19 protein-coding genes and 2 tRNA genes are annotated in these 17,324 nt (G+C 40.1%); 10 read left to right on the top strand and 11 right to left on the bottom strand.

Annotation, left to right across the window (positions count from 1 at the left end; genetic code table 11):
• Window positions 1-16: 16 nt before the first annotated feature.
• A complete protein-coding gene (locus tag JG734_RS01745) occupies window positions 17-814 on the top strand; it encodes a peptide deformylase (protein ID WP_201333323.1) in 798 nt (265 codons plus the stop codon).
• Window positions 787-1,989 (top strand): dicarboxylate/amino acid:cation symporter, encoded by a 1,203-nt coding sequence (locus JG734_RS01740; protein WP_201333322.1) that lies wholly within the window; start codon window positions 787-789, stop codon window positions 1,987-1,989. Before JG734_RS01745 ends, JG734_RS01740 begins: the two co-directional genes overlap by 28 nt.
• Here the strand turns inward: JG734_RS01740 and JG734_RS01735 are convergent.
• The 3 genes from JG734_RS01735 to rpe are packed head-to-tail and all read right to left on the bottom strand — an operon-like array spanning window position 1,876 to window position 3,968.
• On the bottom strand, window positions 1,876-2,745 hold the full coding sequence (locus tag JG734_RS01735; protein WP_201333321.1) for a 3'-5' exonuclease: 870 nt from the start codon (window positions 2,743-2,745) through the stop codon (window positions 1,876-1,878). The two genes, JG734_RS01740 and JG734_RS01735, sit on opposite strands and share 114 nt — an antisense overlap.
• Window positions 2,738-3,328, bottom strand: a complete 591-nt coding sequence (locus JG734_RS01730; protein WP_201333320.1) for a phosphoribosylanthranilate isomerase — start codon at window positions 3,326-3,328, stop codon at window positions 2,738-2,740. Before JG734_RS01730 ends, JG734_RS01735 begins: the two co-directional genes overlap by 8 nt.
• Window position 3,329: 1 nt before the next feature.
• A complete protein-coding gene (rpe, locus tag JG734_RS01725; protein WP_201333319.1) occupies window positions 3,330-3,968 on the bottom strand; it encodes a ribulose-phosphate 3-epimerase in 639 nt (212 codons plus the stop codon).
• Window positions 3,969-4,092: 124 nt separating this feature from the next.
• Here rpe and rpmB point away from each other — a divergent pair, with 124 nt between their 5' ends.
• Genes rpmB through JG734_RS01710 form a run of 3 tightly spaced genes read left to right on the top strand, consistent with a single transcriptional unit; the run spans window position 4,093 to window position 5,769 of the window.
• Window positions 4,093-4,293 (top strand): 50S ribosomal protein L28, encoded by a 201-nt coding sequence (gene rpmB, locus JG734_RS01720; RefSeq protein WP_201333318.1) that lies wholly within the window; start codon window positions 4,093-4,095, stop codon window positions 4,291-4,293.
• 34 nt (window positions 4,294-4,327) lie between these two features.
• A complete protein-coding gene (argJ, locus tag JG734_RS01715; protein WP_201333317.1) occupies window positions 4,328-5,506 on the top strand; it encodes a bifunctional glutamate N-acetyltransferase/amino-acid acetyltransferase ArgJ in 1,179 nt (392 codons plus the stop codon).
• A gap of 32 nt (window positions 5,507-5,538) precedes the next feature.
• On the top strand, window positions 5,539-5,769 hold the full coding sequence (locus JG734_RS01710; protein ID WP_201333316.1) for a DUF465 domain-containing protein: 231 nt from the start codon (window positions 5,539-5,541) through the stop codon (window positions 5,767-5,769).
• 16 nt (window positions 5,770-5,785) lie between these two features.
• On the opposite strand, the gene accA is transcribed toward JG734_RS01710, so the two are convergent.
• The 4 genes from accA to fabG form a co-directional block, all read right to left on the bottom strand.
• Window positions 5,786-6,721, bottom strand: coding sequence for an acetyl-CoA carboxylase carboxyl transferase subunit alpha (gene accA / locus JG734_RS01705; protein ID WP_201333315.1), 936 nt, complete (start codon window positions 6,719-6,721; stop codon window positions 5,786-5,788).
• A gap of 1 nt (window position 6,722) precedes the next feature.
• Window positions 6,723-7,946, bottom strand: a complete 1,224-nt coding sequence (locus tag JG734_RS01700; protein WP_201333314.1) for a beta-ketoacyl-ACP synthase II — start codon at window positions 7,944-7,946, stop codon at window positions 6,723-6,725.
• A 79-nt stretch (window positions 7,947-8,025) separates the two neighbouring features.
• A complete protein-coding gene (gene acpP, locus JG734_RS01695) occupies window positions 8,026-8,262 on the bottom strand; it encodes an acyl carrier protein (protein WP_201333313.1) in 237 nt (78 codons plus the stop codon).
• A gap of 157 nt (window positions 8,263-8,419) precedes the next feature.
• On the bottom strand, window positions 8,420-9,163 hold the full coding sequence (gene fabG, locus JG734_RS01690; protein ID WP_201333312.1) for a 3-oxoacyl-ACP reductase FabG: 744 nt from the start codon (window positions 9,161-9,163) through the stop codon (window positions 8,420-8,422).
• Between the two features lie 78 nt (window positions 9,164-9,241).
• Between fabG and mraY the strand changes: the two genes are divergently transcribed.
• From mraY to JG734_RS01675, 3 genes are all read left to right on the top strand, one after another.
• Complete coding sequence (gene mraY / locus JG734_RS01685) at window positions 9,242-10,306, top strand: phospho-N-acetylmuramoyl-pentapeptide-transferase (RefSeq protein ID WP_201333311.1); 1,065 nt, start codon at window positions 9,242-9,244, stop codon at window positions 10,304-10,306.
• Window positions 10,303-11,487, top strand: coding sequence for a UDP-N-acetylmuramoyl-L-alanine--D-glutamate ligase (gene murD / locus JG734_RS01680; RefSeq protein WP_370583628.1), 1,185 nt, complete (start codon window positions 10,303-10,305; stop codon window positions 11,485-11,487). Before mraY ends, murD begins: the two co-directional genes overlap by 4 nt.
• A gap of 39 nt (window positions 11,488-11,526) precedes the next feature.
• Window positions 11,527-11,602 (top strand) — tRNA-Phe (locus JG734_RS01675).
• 161 nt (window positions 11,603-11,763) lie between these two features.
• On the opposite strand, the gene JG734_RS01670 is transcribed toward JG734_RS01675, so the two are convergent.
• A tRNA-Arg gene (locus JG734_RS01670) sits at window positions 11,764-11,840 on the bottom strand.
• A 56-nt stretch (window positions 11,841-11,896) separates the two neighbouring features.
• Between JG734_RS01670 and JG734_RS01665 the strand changes: the two genes are divergently transcribed.
• Window positions 11,897-12,535 carry a phosphoribosyltransferase gene (locus JG734_RS01665; RefSeq protein WP_201333309.1) on the top strand — a complete coding sequence of 213 codons (639 nt, stop codon included), beginning with the start codon at window positions 11,897-11,899 and terminating at the stop codon, window positions 12,533-12,535.
• Here the strand turns inward: JG734_RS01665 and mqnP are convergent.
• Entirely contained in the window at window positions 12,506-13,366 is an 861-nt protein-coding gene (gene mqnP / locus JG734_RS01660) for a menaquinone biosynthesis prenyltransferase MqnP (protein WP_201333308.1), read from the bottom strand. The two genes, JG734_RS01665 and mqnP, sit on opposite strands and share 30 nt — an antisense overlap.
• A gap of 54 nt (window positions 13,367-13,420) precedes the next feature.
• Here mqnP and miaA point away from each other — a divergent pair, with 54 nt between their 5' ends.
• Window positions 13,421-14,314, top strand: coding sequence for a tRNA (adenosine(37)-N6)-dimethylallyltransferase MiaA (gene miaA / locus JG734_RS01655; RefSeq protein WP_201333307.1), 894 nt, complete (start codon window positions 13,421-13,423; stop codon window positions 14,312-14,314).
• Here the strand turns inward: miaA and nuoN are convergent.
• Both nuoN and JG734_RS01645 read right to left on the bottom strand, forming a co-directional pair.
• Window positions 14,311-15,798 carry an NADH-quinone oxidoreductase subunit NuoN gene (nuoN, locus tag JG734_RS01650; RefSeq protein WP_370583627.1) on the bottom strand — a complete coding sequence of 496 codons (1,488 nt, stop codon included), beginning with the start codon at window positions 15,796-15,798 and terminating at the stop codon, window positions 14,311-14,313. The two genes, miaA and nuoN, sit on opposite strands and share 4 nt — an antisense overlap.
• A complete protein-coding gene (locus JG734_RS01645) occupies window positions 15,795-17,321 on the bottom strand; it encodes an NADH-quinone oxidoreductase subunit M (RefSeq protein WP_201333305.1) in 1,527 nt (508 codons plus the stop codon). The genes nuoN and JG734_RS01645 overlap by 4 nt, the downstream gene beginning before the upstream one ends.
• Between the last annotated feature and the right edge of the window lie 3 nt (window positions 17,322-17,324).

The raw sequence follows: 17,324 nt of genomic DNA, 5'->3' as shown, positions 1-17,324 counted from the left end.
CAACCAAAGGATCATAATGGCTAAAATTCTTACATACCCTGATCATACTCTTTTGCAAATTTCTGGACTTGTAAGAGACTTTAAAGATCCAAAACTACAAGAAATTATTGAAGAGATGAAAAAAACAATAGAAGAAAACAATTTAAAAGCCCTTGCAGCTATTCAAATTGGAGTGCCATTACGAATCATCGTACTAAAAAAAGACAATGATTATGAAGTCATGATAAACCCTACCATTTATGGCAAAGAGGGGAAATATTTTGCTTCAACGGAGAGTGATGAGAGTTTACCAAATATTGAAGTAACCGTCAACCGCTACCCTGTTATAAAAATAATGTATGAAGATACCCAGGGAAAGCAAAAATTTTACATTGCTAAAGATGATGAAGCAGTACTTTTACAGCGAAAAATCGATATGGTATTTGGTGGTTACCTATTTGATAAGCTCTCAAAAAAAGAGCAAAAGAAATTTTTCAAAGAGTATGGCAGCTACGGAGATACCTGTCCTACCTACTTTATTAAAGATAAAATCTTAACAGCACTTCGACTCTTTTTGGTTGGACATTCTATTTTCTTAATTTTGGCCATTTTTGCAAATTTTGCAAAGTTTGTGCTCACATATAATACGCTGCTCTTTGTTATTGAGATTGTATGGATTATAGTTTTTGCATTATATGCAAAATATGAGACTACAAAATACAAAAATTGTACATCTTGCCAGGGTGCTAATGTTTTTGGAACAAGTGCACTCTATGTAGCAGTAATTCTCTTACTCTATGGAGGTTCATGGCTATTAAGAAGCTTCTTAGCATAGAAAATCTCACTCTCTTAGCCATTTTTGCAGGTATTGCATTTGGCTACTTTTTTCCTACACCATCGCTCGATCTCAAAGTTATTGGTGATATTTACCTCAAACTCCTCAAGATGCTCATCATTCCTTTGGTGTTTGCTTCTATATTTGTAGCAATTGCTTCTCTCAGTGGCAAAGAGGAGCTCAAATCTATCGGAATTAAGGCATTTTTATACTACCTTACTACCACTGCATTGGCTGTGATTTTAGGAATTGTAATTTTTCACATCCTCAATCCTGGTGCAGGTGAACATCTCCTCCAGCTCCCTCAAAATATCTCGATAGAGAAAAAAGATCTCTCAATAGAAGATTTTCTCCTCTCATTCATCCCAGCAAATATTTTTGAAGTACTCAGCCGCGGAGCAATTTTGCCAATCATATTTTTTACAATCCTTTTTGCCGTGGCCGCCCTCTTCATTGATCCATCAAAGCGCCAGAGTCTCTATATGCTCTTTGATAGCATCAACGATACTATGATGATTCTTGCTAAATGGGTCATTAGCCTCACTCCTATTGGTGTCTTTTTTCTCATAGCTGCCACAGTTGCCAAAAATGGGCTTGAGCCAATATTCGAGCTCTATAGCTATGTGCTCACAGTCCTCCTCGCACTCCTCCTCCATGCTCTTATCACACTGCCAGCAATCGGATATTTTGTTGGTAGATTCAATCCCTATCGCTACTTTTTGCAGATTAAGGAGGCTCCTCTCATCGCATTTTCCACCGCTTCTAGCTCTGCTACTCTCCCTGTAAGTCTTGAAGTAGCCGAAGAAAAAGGGGGTGTAAGCAAAAAGGTGGCCGGATTTGTCCTCCCTCTTGGAGCTACAATCAATATGGATGGGACAGCACTCTATGAATCGATTGCAGTTTTATTTATTGCAAATATCAGCGGTGTTGATCTCTCATTGGCACAGCAGATTACTATATTTATCACTGTTACATTTGCTTCTATCGGAGCTGCTGGGATCCCAGGAGCTGGACTTATTATGATGACGATGGTGTTAGATAGCGTTGGACTACCTGTAGAATCAATTGCTCTTATTATCACTGTTGACAGATTCCTCGATATGTTCAGAACAGCTGTCAACAACTGGGGTGACCTTCTTGGAGCAAAGCTTATTGACATTTTGCTGCGAAGGTAGTCTTTTGGATTTTGCCTTTTTACTAAAATGGATAAGATCTTCAGTAGTTCTTATATCATTTGGAATATGCTGGAGTGCCTTTTGCATCACTTTCCAAGCTGTCAGTGCATCTGCATAGGCTCTGTGACTCACTGCTGTATTAATTCCAAGGCTCTCATTGAGATACTCAAGTCCATAGCGCTCACTCTCTATAGTCTTTTTTGCTAGATCGATCGAGCAGAGTCTCCTGTTTGCAAGTTTTCCAAATCCTAGCTGCTCAAGCTTGCTTGATATGAAGTTATAATCAAAATGCACATTATGAGCCACAAAGACACTATCGCCTAAAAACTCCTTGAACTGCTTGAGCACCTCTTTTTGCAAAGGAGCATTTTCAAGATCTGTTTGTATAATGCCTGTAAGCTTAGAGATATATTCTGGTATCTCATCAGCATAGATAAAACTCTCAAAGCGATCAATAACCTTGTCACCTCTGAATTTTATGGCGCCTATCTCTATAACTTGAGCATACTCTGGCTTACTGCCACTCGTCTCAATGTCCACAACAGTGAACTCTTGATTTTTGTATGGAGTCTTTGCGGTTTTGAGATAGACTTTGCCATTTTTTTCAGCAAGAGGAAATCCTCGTGCGATAAGAGTTTGATAGATTATCTCTGGATCTTCAAACATTCCAAAGAGATTTTGCAAAATTCCTAGAAACTGCTCTTTTGGATAGGAGCGCCTGATAAGTTTTTGGGCAAGTTTTTCTAATTTATTCAAATTTTGCCTTCTGAATAAATTGCCGCACTTTTACAGGGTCTTTCTTGCCTTTTTGCACTTCGACACCGCTACTTACATCTACCCCATAAAATCCATAAGGTTTCACATCAGCTACATTTTCTGGCGTCAAACCTCCAGCAAGAATGATTTTGGAGCAATCAACTCCCGCAAACCACTCCAATGCCACCCTCTTTCCTGCTCCGCCGAATTCAGGTACATAGGCATCTACTAAACGATATCTATTTGTAAATTTTAAAATATCTTGTGGCTCTTGTGCACGCACTACTGGAAGTGCTTTTGTGTGAAGGCGTGCTAAAAACTCCTCATCTACATCAAAATGAATCTGCGCTAGACTCATATTGCACTTTATGCATATCTCATCAATTTGTGACGGCTCCTCATTGACAAAAAGCCCTACACGTTCTACAAAAGGTGGAAGTTGTGAGACTATCTCCTTGGCCTTTTGTGGAGTAATGAAGCGAGGAGACTTTTCATAAAAGACAAAACCCAAAGCATCAGCGCCAGCTTCTATGGCCACTAAAGCATCTTCGATATTTGTAATTCCACAGATTTTGACGCGCAAACTAGACCTTTAGACTCTTGATAGCTGCTGCATAATCTTTATGGCCAAAGACGTAGCTTCCTGCAACCACTATATCCACACCAGCATCTTTAAGCTGCTCGATATTTTGATCGCTCACTCCTCCATCAACTTCTATGAGACAAGAGGGGTTGTACTTTTCTATAAGCTCTTTAGTCTGTTTGATTTTGTCATAGATTGGTATAAATTTTTGACCACCAAATCCAGGATTGACACTCATCAAAAGCACCATATCCACATATTTTACGATCTCTTCCAAAACATTTACAGGAGTTGCTGGATTGATCACGATTGAAGGAGAGATACCATAGTCTCTAATCTTTTGTGCTAAGCGGTGGTGGTGGTTTTCGCTCTCATAATGAAAAGAGATATACTTGGGCTTAAGAGGTGCAAAGAGATCGACGAAAAAGGTATTATTTGTAACCATGAGATGAACATCCAGCGGCTTTGTAGCACTCTGGGCAACAGCTTTAGCAACAACGGGACCTATTGTCATATTTGGTACAAAGTGACCATCCATCACATCTACATGCACCAAATCTGCACCAGCCTCGCATATACTTACAACCTCTTTAGCCAAAATACCAAAATCTGCGCTAAGAATACTTGGTGCTACGAGCATAGATACCCTTTAGATAAAATTGGTATAATTATAGCAAAAGCAAAAGCTAAAACAAACTTTAAATTAAGTTATTCTTCAGTATAAATCGCTATAATTGCAATCAAATTTGATAAAAGGTGTCACAATGTCCAAGAAGTGTCAGATTACCGGTAAAAAGCCTATGAGTGGACACAATGTCAGCCACGCAAACAACAAAACAAAAAGAAGATTTCTTCCAAATATGCGAACTGTGCGCGTAACACTTCCAGATGGTACACGCAAGAAGATCAAAGTATCTGCAAAAGGCCTTCGTATCCTTAAGAAGAAAAATTTCGAGCTTTCATAAGCTCGATCCTCTCTTCTCCACATAGGGAGAAAAAATGCAATTCCAACTCATACCTCTCAAAAACCCCTTCGCTCATGTAGAGGGTATATTTTGCGATGGTGTTTATGCTGGACTCAAACCTGATGGTCTTGATATAGGGTTTATCTACTCAACTGCTCCATGTGATATTGCAGCTGTCTTTACATCCAACCGATTCCAAGCAGCCCCTATCAAACATTTTCAAAAACACAATATCACACAAACCAACTTTATCCTCGCAAATTCCAAAAATGCAAATGCTCTCACTGGAGAGGCTGGGGTTGAAGATATCGAAGAGATTCTTTCACACCTCCCTACTTGTGCGCAAAACCCTCTCATGAGCTCAACTGGTGTCATAGGAGTGAGACTCCCAAAAGAAAAAATCATCGCTGCTTTGAGCAAGTTTGACTTGAGCTCTAAAAATAGCGAAAATTTTGCCAAAGCGATCATGACAACTGACTCATTCCCAAAATATATCGGCTATGAAGTAAAGCTTGAAAATAGCAAGAGTTTTCATATAGCAGCTGCAGCAAAGGGTGCAGGTATGATAAACCCGCAGCTAGCAACGATGCTTTGCTTCATCGTCACTGATGCAAATGTGCCGCAGAGTGAGATGCATGAGCTTTTATATAAAAACCTTGATTACTCTTTCAATGCAATTAGTGTGGATGGAGATACATCTACAAACGACTCAGTCTTTTTGCTTGCAAATGGACTTAGCAGCGTATACGATAAAGAGGCTTTTGATTTTGCACTGCGCACAATTATGCACCACCTTGCTCTCCAAATAGTCAAAGATGGCGAAGGTGCATCAAAGCTTGTAGCTTTTGAAGTTAAGGGTGCAAAAAGCAAAGAAGAGGCTAAAAAGGCAGCAAAGGCTTTGACAAATTCGCTACTAGTTAAAACTGCTCTCTTTGGAGAAGATCCAAACTGGGGACGCATTGCTTCCACAATCGGTGCAAGTGGCGTAATGTGCGATGAGAAGCTCTTACAAATATCCTTTGAAGATATTTTAGTCTATGATAGAGGCACGATTCTTTTCGATAAAGAGCAAGAGGCAAAAGCGCATGCAGTTATGCAAAAAGATGAGTTCAAAATTACTTGTGACCTTGGCATAGGAGATGGCAGTTTTACTGCTTATGGATGCGATTTGGGCTATGAGTATGTCAAAATTAATGCAGAATACAGAACCTAAATGTTACAATCAAAAGAAAAAAGGAGCTAGTAATGCTAGAAGAGTTTCCACAGGAATTGATCAAAAAAATTAGACAGGAAAATCCTCATTTCGATAAAATCATTGAGAAGCATGATGAACTAAAAAGAATCGTGCATGAAGTAGAAGAGGGTCGTGAACACATGGAGCAAGAAGAGCTTGAAAAACTCAAACTTGAAAAACTTCGGCTCAAAGATGAAGCATACGCGATAGTTATGCAGTACAAAAAAGAGCACAACCTCTAAGACCTCCAAAGAGGTCTTACTCTTTGAATCTCCCCATACTCATCAATTTTTCATAACGCTTCTCTAGCCTCTCGCTTGGATCCATAGCTTCTAGCTCGGCAAGAGTTTTGAGGTAGTACTCTTTGAGAACCTGCGCAGCACCCTCTTTGTCTCTGTGAGCTCCCATAATAGGTTCATCAATAATATCATCGATGAGTCCAAGTTTTTCAAGATCTTCGGCTGTGATTTTGAGAGCCTTTGTTGCCTGCTCTACTTTGCTGGGATCATTCCAAAGAATTGCTGCACACCCTTCTGGAGAGATAACACTAAAGACTGAGTAACGCATCATTGCAAGTTTATCAGCCACACCAATAGCTAGTGCGCCACCACTTCCACCTTCTCCAATGACTATCGAGATAGTTGGAATATTGAGCCTGCTAAATTCAAAGAGATTTCTTGCTATCGCCTCACTCTGCCCCCGCTCTTCTGCACCGATCCCAGGATAGGCACCTGGAGTGTCGATGAGCATCAATACAGGAATACCAAACTTCTCAGCCAGCTTTGCAGCTCTTAAAGCTTTGCGATATCCTTCAGGATGGGGCATACCGAAATTTCTTTTGAGTTTGTTTTTGGTGCCTCTCCCTTTTTGCTCACCTATGAGCATAGTGCGCTTACCATCGATGTATCCAAGAAAGCAAAGAATTGCAGGATCATCACGAAAACATCTATCCCCATGAATCTCATAGTAATCATCCATAATAAGGCGAACATAATCAAGTGCGTAAGGACGGTCTGGGTGGCGAGCAAGTTGGAGTTTTTGGTACTCGCTAAGATTTTTATATGTTTTGGCTACCTCTTTTTCGAGGTCCTTTTGCAATATTTCGATTGCAGCATTATCACCTCTGGCTTTAGCTGCATCGAGTTGCTTCTCAATCTCTTGGAGTTTTTTCTCAAAATCAAGATATGTAGCCAACTTATACCTTCTTGAAGATTACTACGCCGTTTGTTCCGCCAAATCCAAAAGAGTTGCTCATAGCCACATCGATCTTGGCCTTGCGCGCCTCATTTGGTACATAGTCTAGATCACAATCTGGATCTGGCTCTTCATAGTTGATTGTAGGAGGGATAACTCCTTGCTCCATTGCCATAAGTGTAATTACTGCTTCAATCGAACCTGCAGCACCGAGACAATGGGCCGTCTGCCCTTTTGTAGAGCTCACCGGCGGGCAGTTTTCTTTGCCGCCAAAAGCCTTTTTGATAGCCATTGTCTCATACCAGTCGTTATATTTTGTACTTGTTCCATGAGCATTGATATAATCGACTCGATCAATATTTGCCATCTGCAAGGCTGCTCTCATGGCTCTATATGCACCCTCGCCTTCTGGGGCTGGTGTTGTGATATGGTTTGCATCACCACTCTCACCAAAGCCTATAAGTTCGCCGTAAATTTTTGCACCTCTAGCTTTTGCAGCCTCATACTCTTCAAGCACAAGTGCACCACTTCCTTCACCCATTACAAAACCGTTTCTCTTTGCATCAAATGGACGTGAAGCATGTTTTGGGTCATCATTGTATGTTGAGAGTGCTTTCATAGCTGCAAACCCACCTATACCAATAGGACAGATTGCAGCCTCTGCCCCGACAACAAGCATACGGTCTGCACCACCAAGCATAATAGTTTTTGCAGCTTCAGTAATAGCATGAGTTCCAGCGGCACATGCAGTAACACTTGAGAGGTTTGGACCTTTGAGCTTGTGTTCAATTGAGACAAATCCGCCCAACATATTCGCTAATGCCGAAGGAATAAAGAATGGGCTGATACGTCTTGGGCCTCTTGTATTGCAAATAACTGCATTTTTTTCGATTGTTGTAAGTCCACCGATCCCTGAAGCCGAGCTAACACCAAAACGCTCACGCTCAACACTCTCATCGATCCCAGCATCTTCAATCGCTTCACGGGCAGCTTTGATACCAAGCTGGATAAATCTATCAGCTTTTTTCACATCTTTTGGATCCATGACAGTGGTAGGATCAAAATTTTTTACCTCAGCTGCAATTTTGACTGATTGGTTTGAGGGATCAAAGAGGGTAATTGTATCGACGCCTGTTTCTCCTGCAACAATTGCGTCAAAAGCGCTTTTGCGATCGTGTCCTAAAGAATTTATCATGCCAAGACCGGTGACTACAACTCTTCTCAAAACTTCTCCTTCGGCTAGATATTCCTCAAAATTGCCGCAACAACTCTGAAAAATATCGAGCCAGGCATCACGCCCGCTCTTAAGACTTGTGATCTTCGATATATTTTACAGCGTCTGCTACTGTTTGAATCTTTTCAGCATCCTCATCAGGAATCTCGATACCGAATTTCTCTTCCAATGCCATTACAAGTTCGACAACATCGAGGCTATCTGCACCAAGATCTTCTACAAATCTTGACTCTGGTTTAACCTCATCAGGGTTAGCATTGAGTTGCTCTACTACAACCTCTTTTACCTGTTCGAAAATGTCTGCCATCATGACTCCTTATATAATTTGGTCAGCCAATTTTAACAAAAAAAGATTTAATTGCATATTAGAGAGTTGTTTCGTACTCGCATATAGTCGCTAGCTTTCGCAATGACACGGATGGCAAGCAGTTGCCATCCTAAAAGTCTTCGACTTTTGTCATTGCTCACATATACATTCCGCCGTTGACTTTAATAGTCTCGCCTGTGATATATCCTGCACCATCACTGAGCAAAAAAGCTACAGTCTTGGCTACCTCATCAGGATTACCAAAGCGCTTGAGTGGAATCTTGGCAATATATGCATCTTTTATCTCATCTTTGAGTGTCTCTGTCATGTCAGTAGCTATAAATCCAGGAGTTATGGCATTGAAGCGGATATTGCGCGCAGCTCCCTCTTGTGCAAAAGATTTTGTCATAGCGATCATACCACCTTTGCTCGCACTATAATTGACTTGTCCGGCATTGCCTGTCTCACCCACTATTGAAGCGATATTGACTACACTTCCAAATCGCTTCTTACCCATCACTTTGATTGCTTCTCGACACCCTATAAAAGCGCTAGTAAGGTTTGCTCGAAGTACCTCTTCAAAATCCTCTACACTCATACGCATTGCAAGCTTATCTTTGGTAATCCCAGCATTGTTAACTAAGTAGCTAAGTTCTCCATCACTATCTACTATAGTCTTGATTCCCTCAACAAAAGCCTTCTCATTACTCACATCAAATCCAATAACTGCTGCCTCGCCACCATTTTGCTCGATTTCAGCTTTGAGTTTATCTGCTAGCTCAGCATTGCTTCTGTAGTTGATCCATACCTTGAGCCCATATGCAGCAAGTCTTTTTGCAATTGCAGCACCAATTCCTCTACTTGCCCCCGTTACCAACACATTTTTTCCACTAAATCGCATAACTCTCCTTTATCCATTATTTAACAAAATTTTAGTAATATTTGTCTTCAAATAATATAAATATTAAGGAAAGTTTTAATGCTCTATCTGCTCTATCAATTTTTCCATATAAATCTTTTTCAATATATTACTGTCAGAGCAGGATTTGCCTTCTTTATAGCCTTTATTCTGACAATTTGGCTTATGCCAAAATTCATCAAATGGGCAATCGCCAAAAACTCCTACCAGCCAATCTACTCACTTGCTCCAGAACATCATCAAAAAAAGGCGCAAACTCCTACAATGGGAGGTCTTGTCTTTACTACATGCGCTCTTATAGCCTCTATTTTTACTGTAGATTTGCACAACCCTTATGTTTTTGGTGCTTTTGTGGTAATTATTCTCTATCTAGGTATAGGACTCATAGATGATTTTGGCAAAGTAATCAAAAAGTCTAATACAAGCGGTCTCTCTGCAAAAGGTAAATTTGCTCTGCAAATTCTAGCAGCTCTTGTAGTATCACTCATTTTATACTACATTGCTCAATTGCCTAGTTCATTCTATATACCATTTTACAAATATCCTCTTTTTGATATGGATATTGGCGCGGTGATTTTTTGGACATTGGTTATCGTAGCAACATCCAATGCTGTCAATCTCACTGATGGTCTTGATGGACTTGCAACTGTTCCATCCATCTTTGCTCTTGCAACACTTGGAATCATTACGTATATGACAGGTAACGCAGTGCTTAGCCACTACCTTCTACTTCCTAAGATCATAGGGGTTGGTGAAGTTGTAGTCATTGCGGCTGCATATGCAGGAGCCCTCATCGGGTTTTTGTGGTACAACTGCCATCCAGCGCAAGTATTCATGGGAGATAGCGGGAGTCTACCTCTTGGAGCTTTTATCGGTTACATGGCAGTCATTACAAAGAGTGAAATACTCCTTATCCTCATTGGACTTGTTTTTGTCATGGAAGCTCTCAGTGTCATTATCCAGGTATCAAGCTTCAAGTTGCGAGGAAAGCGGGTCTTTTTGATGGCACCGATCCATCATCATTTTGAACAGAAAAACTGGAATGAGAGTAAAATCATTGTGCGCTTTTGGATTATAGCGCTCATTTCTAATCTCATTGCTCTTATAACCTTAAAGATACGCTGATGATAGCTCTATTTGGAAGCGGCAAAACTACACAAGCTCTTGCACAGATCATGAGCAAAGCAGCTTTCTTTGAAGATATTTCCACTGCATATTTAGATGAGCAAGGATTTTGGCACTATCCGGCCAATCAATTTGATCCTAGCAAATCGACTTTGCAAATTCCAAGTCCCGGTATCCCACCATCCCATCCACTCATCCAAAAATCTCGCAATCTCATAAGCGAGTATGACTACTTTGCAAATGTTATGCCCGCAAGCATATGGATTAGTGGAACAAATGGCAAAACTACCACAACGAAGATGACTTATCACCTCTTACAACAAAAAAAGGCGCAAATGGGTGGAAATGTAGGCACACCTCTTGCAAAGCTTGATAGCAATGCAAAATTTTGGATACTTGAGACAAGTTCTTTCACGCTCCACTACACCAAAATCGCAAAGCCAAATATCTACCTCCTCCTTCCAATCACTCCTGATCATCTGAGCTGGCATGGATCCATGGAGGCGTATGAGCAGGCGAAACTAAAGCCTTTGAGCAATATGCGTGAGGGTGATGTGGCAATAGTTCCACAAAAGTATGCTTCCACTCCATCAAAAGCCCTTGTTATTGGATATGAAAATAGTAAAGACTTGGCCGCAAAGATGGAGATTGATAGGACAAAGATAGCCCTTGATGAACCATTTTTACTCGATGCACTTTTAGCTTTGAGTGTACAAAAGATTGTTTTTGATATCTGTGATTATGAAGCTATCAACAGTTTTAGACAAGATGCACATAAATTGGAAGAGTTTTATGATAGTGAGGGGAGACTTTGGGTGGATGATAGTAAAGCTACCAATATCGATGCTACCATGCAGGCACTCAAGCGCTACCGTGATAAAAAAATCCACCTTATACTTGGCGGTGATAGCAAAGGGGTAGATCTCTCACCTCTTTTTGAGCATCTCCACAATGTCCATATCTATGCCATTGGTAAGGCTGCAAAAGAGATTGTAGAGCTTGCACAGTACTATGGCATTGCATGCACATATGCTGGATCTCTAGATATTGCTGTCAATGAGATAAAAAAAGTGCATACAAAAGAGAGTGTTGCCCTCCTCTCGCCAGCATGCGCCAGCCTCGATCAATTCAGCAGCTACAAAGAGCGTGGAGAGTTATTCAAACAGTATGTTTTAAGCTAATTTTTAAAATTTTGAGGTATAATTTCATTCAACATCAGCGGCCAGGTAGCTCAGTCGGTAGAGCAAGGGACTGAAAATCCCTGTGTCGGCGGTTCGATTCCGCCCCTGGCCACCACTTCATACCTCCGTTTTCCTATAGAGATCTAGCAAAATTTTACACACAATCATCAGCCCTTAGCTAATCCTGTTTAGTATTGCTATAATAGTCTTGGGAGTCTTCAGTATCCTTTGCTTTGCTCAATGGAGTTTTGGTGTTTGGTAGTTGCAGGTTAAAAGTGGCGCGCCCGCCAGGATTCGAACCTGGGGCCTTCAGAACCGCAATCTGATGCTCTATCCAGCTGAGCTACGGGCGCAAGATTTGATTGGAATTATACCATAATTGATAGAAAATGCAACACTAGGAGCAAGAATGTTCAAAGACCGTGCAGATGCAGGCCAAAAACTAGCAAAAGCTTTGGAGAAGTATCGTAATAATCCCGATGTCATTGTATTGGCGATTCCAAGAGGTGGCGTAGAAGTAGGATTGGAAGTAGCAAAATATCTCCATAGTGATTTTGATATGCTCTTTTGTAGAAAACTGCAATACCCTTGGACAACTGAGAGTGGATATGGTGCTATTTGTGAAGATGGAACAATATTTATCAATGAGCAGGCATTACAAGGCGTGACGCAAGATGATATCTATAGAGAAATAGAGCGCCAAGAAGCTGAAATCGCCCACCGCATAAAAGTACTGCGATCTGGAAAGCCTCTCAAAGATTTGACTAATAAAATAGTCATACTTACTGACGATGGTGTCGCAATGGGATCAACAATGATTGCAGCAGTAAAGATGCTGCACAAACTTCCAGTAAAAAAGATAGTCGTAGCAGTTCCTACCGCTTCGCCTCAAGCTGTTGCAGTGCTAAAGCAACTCGCTGATGAAGTGGTTACACTCTATACCCCTCATCCCTTTTTTGCAGTAGCAGATGCATATGAGAGATGGTATGATGTAAGCGATGAGGAGGTATTGGAGCTTTTAACGCGCTATAGTATCAAGAATGATTAAAATAAGAAAGATTATTCCTAGATAGCCATTTACAGTGAAGAATGCTCTATCAATTTTGCTAAAATCTTTTCTCACAATCCTATGCTCATAATAAAGCATTATAGCCGCCACAACTACTGCAATGTATCCAAAAAACCCGAGTTTTGCAGTAAGAGCAAAAAAGAGCCAAAAAAGTACTGCAAGTGCATGAAAGAGCGTAGAGAGAAAGAGTGTACATTCGCTTCCAAAGCGAGAAGGAATGGAGTAAAGACCCATCTTTTTATCAAATTCAATATCTTGAAGTGAGTAGAGCAGATCAAATCCAGCCACCCAAAACATCACTCCAATAGCTAAAAATATACTCCATAGAGTAATCTGCCCTTGTACTGCCACCACACCTGCAATCGGTGCAAGACCAAGAGCAAGACCAAGGATAAGATGAGCAGTCTCACTAAACCTCTTAAAGTAGCTATAGCCACCAAGGACAACTAAAAAAGGAAATGAGAGACAAAAAGCCAAATCGTTAATGAGATATGCTATCACGATAAAGCCTATTGCATTAATGATGATGAAGAGTTTTTGCTGCTTTAATGATATGCGTCCATCTACACTAGGTCTCGAAGCAGTGCGGGGATTGAGAGCGTCAATATCACGATCGAGGTAGCGATTGACTGCCATAGCGAAATTGCGAGCAAATATTGTAGCCAACAGCCCTAAAAAGAAGAGTCTCCAACCAAACCATCCATGAGCTGCTACTATCATCGCAATGAAGATAAAGGGAAGGCTAAAAATTGTATGCTTAAACATTACAAATTCATTAAAATCTCGCAACAGTTTGCTAAAATTTCCCATCTACCCACCTTCAAAGAAGTTTTCACATTATACAAAAATGAGTATAATTTGCCTATGAAAGAGATAGCAATCATAGGTCCTACCGCAAGTGGCAAGAGTGCATTAGCGCTTCAGTTGGCTGAAAATTTTCATGCCAATATTCTCTCCATTGATAGTCTCTCAATCTATAAAGAGATCGATATTGTTTCAGCCAAACCAAATAAAGAAGAACTTAAGAGAGTAAAACATTTTGGGATAGATATACTCTATCCCAATGAACATTTTAGTGTTGCGAGATTTATTGATATTTACAAAGAAGCAAAAGAGGAGTCGTTAAAAGAAAAGAAAAATTTAATACTTGTTGGAGGTAGCAGTTTCTATCTAAAATCCCTCCTCGATGGCATCTCACCGATGCCACATATATCACAAGAAATTATTTATAAAGTGCAAAATCTCATTAAAAAAAGGCAAGGCTACACATTTTTACAAAATATTGACCCGATTACTGCACAAAAACTCAACTCAACAGATACTTATAGAGTGCAAAAAGCACTTGAGATTTATTTTGCAACAAATACTCCGCCATCTCGCTACTTCCAACTTCATCCACCAAAACGCATCGCATCAATACCTATTTTTGAGATAGTAATACAAAGAGACTTGCTGCGCCAACGAATATTTGAACGCACAAAGAAAATGGTAGAAGCAGGACTCATAAATGAGATTGCATATTTAGAGAAGCGCTATACAAGACAACCACATCCAATGAAAGCGATAGGGATCAAAGAGACACTCGATTATCTAGATGGCAAAATTCGATCAATCCAAGAGCTCATAGAAAAAATATCAATCCATACTGCCCAGCTTGCAAAAAGGCAAATAACATTTAACAAAACGCAATTTAAGCAAAAAACCTCTCTGCTCCCTAGTGAGCTTAAAGAAGAAGTAGCAAAAGAGCTAGCAGATTAATAGCCGCTAACTCTCACTGCTGTAGTGATATACTCTAAAATTGGTGAAACGAAAAATATTGAAAAGATCGTAAGGAGCGCGGAGAGTCCCACAATAGTACGTAATGACAAAGATGCATTTTTAAAGTAGATCACTTGATGATCAGATTCTGGATCGCGCAAGAACATATAGACAATAAGTTTGAGATAGTAGTAAGCGCTAATCGCACTATTGATTGCCATAATTATTGCAAGGATAATATATCCTGCATTGATCGCAGCACCCATTATATAGAGTTTACCCCAAAAGAGACTAAATGGCGGTACACCAGCGAGGCTGAGCATAAAAATAGCCATAATAGTAGCTGCTACAGGCATTACCTGTACAAGACCTGAGAACTTCTCATATGGATGATCATATCTCGTGCTCCAAGGGTTGATTTTATGACGAGAGATCCAAAGCATTGTAAATGCCCCAAGGTTTGTAAACAAGAAGAGAATCCAATACAAGAAAAGACCACTATTTGCTTGTGTTGTACCTATCATAATAGCAGCCATTACAAATCCAGCGTGAGAGATGGAGCTGTATGCGAGCATGCGTTTTACATCTTTTTGCACCAATGCTACGATGTTTGCAAATGTCATAGTTACGACTACAGCTAAATAGAGTATATCTCTTACCCAAGTAATATCAGCATGAATGAGAAATTCAAAAAGTCTCATTGCCACAACAAAACCAGCTATTTTTGGAACTACAGACATGTATCCTGCGAGTGCGGCACTTGCGCCTTCGTACACATCAGGCGTCCATGTATGAAATGGAACCATGGAGAGTTTAAAACCTAGTGCAGCTATCATGAATGCAGTTGCAGCAAGTACTACCCAGATTGGTTCAAATCCTTTAGCTGCCAATACTTCAGCAATTTTATAGATCTCTACACTACCAGTAAGTCCATAGAAGAGTGCTGCACCAAATGCGTAAAATCCTGCAGCGAGTGCACCCATTGTAAAGTATTTGATTGCTGCTTCAAATGATTTCTCTCTATTATGAAGTGCAATGAGTGTATAGAGCGCAAGGCTTGCAGTTTCCAAACCAACAAAAATCAAAATGAGGTTGTCACTTGCGACCATGAATTGGAAACCTGCTACCATAAACAAAAAGAGAGCAAAAAATTCTGGCAAAGAGAACTCATGAAATCTCTTTGACGTAAGAGCTAGCGGAATAAAGAGCATAGATGCTGCAACAACAATAACTTGAGCAACAACTGCTATACCATCAACAAGCATTACATCAAAAAATCCGCGTGTGTTGATCTGTACACCAAAAATTGCTCCAAGATCTAAAGCTAAGAAGAGAATCGATAGCATCACATAGAGTGATTTGTGCAAATTCTCTTTGATAAGATCAACAAGTAATATAGTTATACCACCTGCCACTGCTATGAGCATTGGGTAGAGGGTAGCAAGATTGAGAGATTCGAGACTTACTTTAATAGGCTCCATTATTTTGCCTCCAATTCAACTGTATTGCTGCTAAGGATCTCTTTTGCTTCTGGTGTAATTGCCTTTTTCTCCATCAATACCAGCATATCATGGACACTATTATTAATAGGTTTAAGAACCGGGTTTGGATTAACACCAAGCCAAATAATTACAAAGACTAAAGAGAGTAAAGAGGTAAGTTCTTTCCAATTAAGATCTAAAAGCTTTTTGTTCTCCTCTTTTGTAATTGGACCAAAAAAGGTCAACTTATAGACTCTTAACATATATGCTGCACCGAGAATAATACCCATACCACCTAAAAACGCATAAGTAGCTGAAATTTTATAAACCCCCATGAGGCTCAAAAACTCACCAACGAATCCAATAGTAAGCGGCAATCCTACTGAAGCCATGAGTACGATTCCATAGATTGTCGCATATTTTGGCATCACCTTTGCCAAACCGCCAAACTCACTCAATAGCTTCGTATGACGTCTATCATAGATGTTTCCTACAAGCATAAATAGAGCCCCGCTGACAATTCCGTGGCTTATCATCAAAAAGATAGATCCTGCAATTCCTTCAAGGTTCATAGCAAATGTTCCCAGAATAATCACACCCATATGTGAAATTGAGCTATATGCGATTACTTGCTTCATATCTTCTTGCGCATAGGCTACCATTGCTGTATAGATGACCATGATGATGGCCAGAACGGCAATTGGGCCGATGAGTGCAATTGAAGCATCTGGGAAGATGGGCAAAGAAAATCTCACAAATCCATAAGTACCCATTTTCAAAAGCACTGCAGCCAATATCACTGAACCGATTGTAGGTGCTTGACCATGGGCATACGGTAACCATGTATGGAATGGGAACATTGGCACCTTGATAGCCATACCAAGGAAGAATGCCAAAAAAAGCCAGATTTGATAATCGTATGGAAGAATGAGTCGATGCCAATCAGGAATAGAAAAGCTTATCGTTCCAGTTGCAAGGTAATAAAGATATGCTAAGAAAAGCATACCAACAAGCATGATGAGTGAACCAAAGAAAGTATAGAGGAAGAATTTAATCGCTGCATATACACGCAGTTCGCTACCCCAATAACCAATAATATAGAGCATAGGTACAAGAGAGAGTTCCCAAAAAATATAAAAGATTATTGCATCAAGAGCTACAAAGACCCCAACCATTGTCATCTCAAGAAAGAGCAACGAGATGATCATATTTTTAAGATTCTTTTCAATAGTAAGAGAGATAAATCCAATAAGGGTAATAAATGTAGAGAGAATTACTAAAAAGAGCGATATACCATCAACTCCAAGCTGATAATTAATACCATAGCTAGGGATAAGAGGTATAAACTCTACAAATTGGAATGCACCATCACCCTTATCATACATCATCCATAAAAAGAGTGAGAGTGCGAACTCTACAGCTGCTACAGTGATACCGTAGACACGTATATTGTCTCTTTTGACAATAAAACCCAACAGTCCCGCTAATAATGGGAAGAATACTAATAGTGACAGAATGTGATTCATAAA

Source organism: Nitratiruptor sp. YY09-18 (genome assembly GCF_016593235.1).
In the GTDB taxonomy this organism is placed as follows: Bacteria; Campylobacterota; Campylobacteria; order Campylobacterales; family Nitratiruptoraceae; genus Nitratiruptor.
This window is presented reverse-complemented; position numbering and strand designations above follow the sequence as displayed.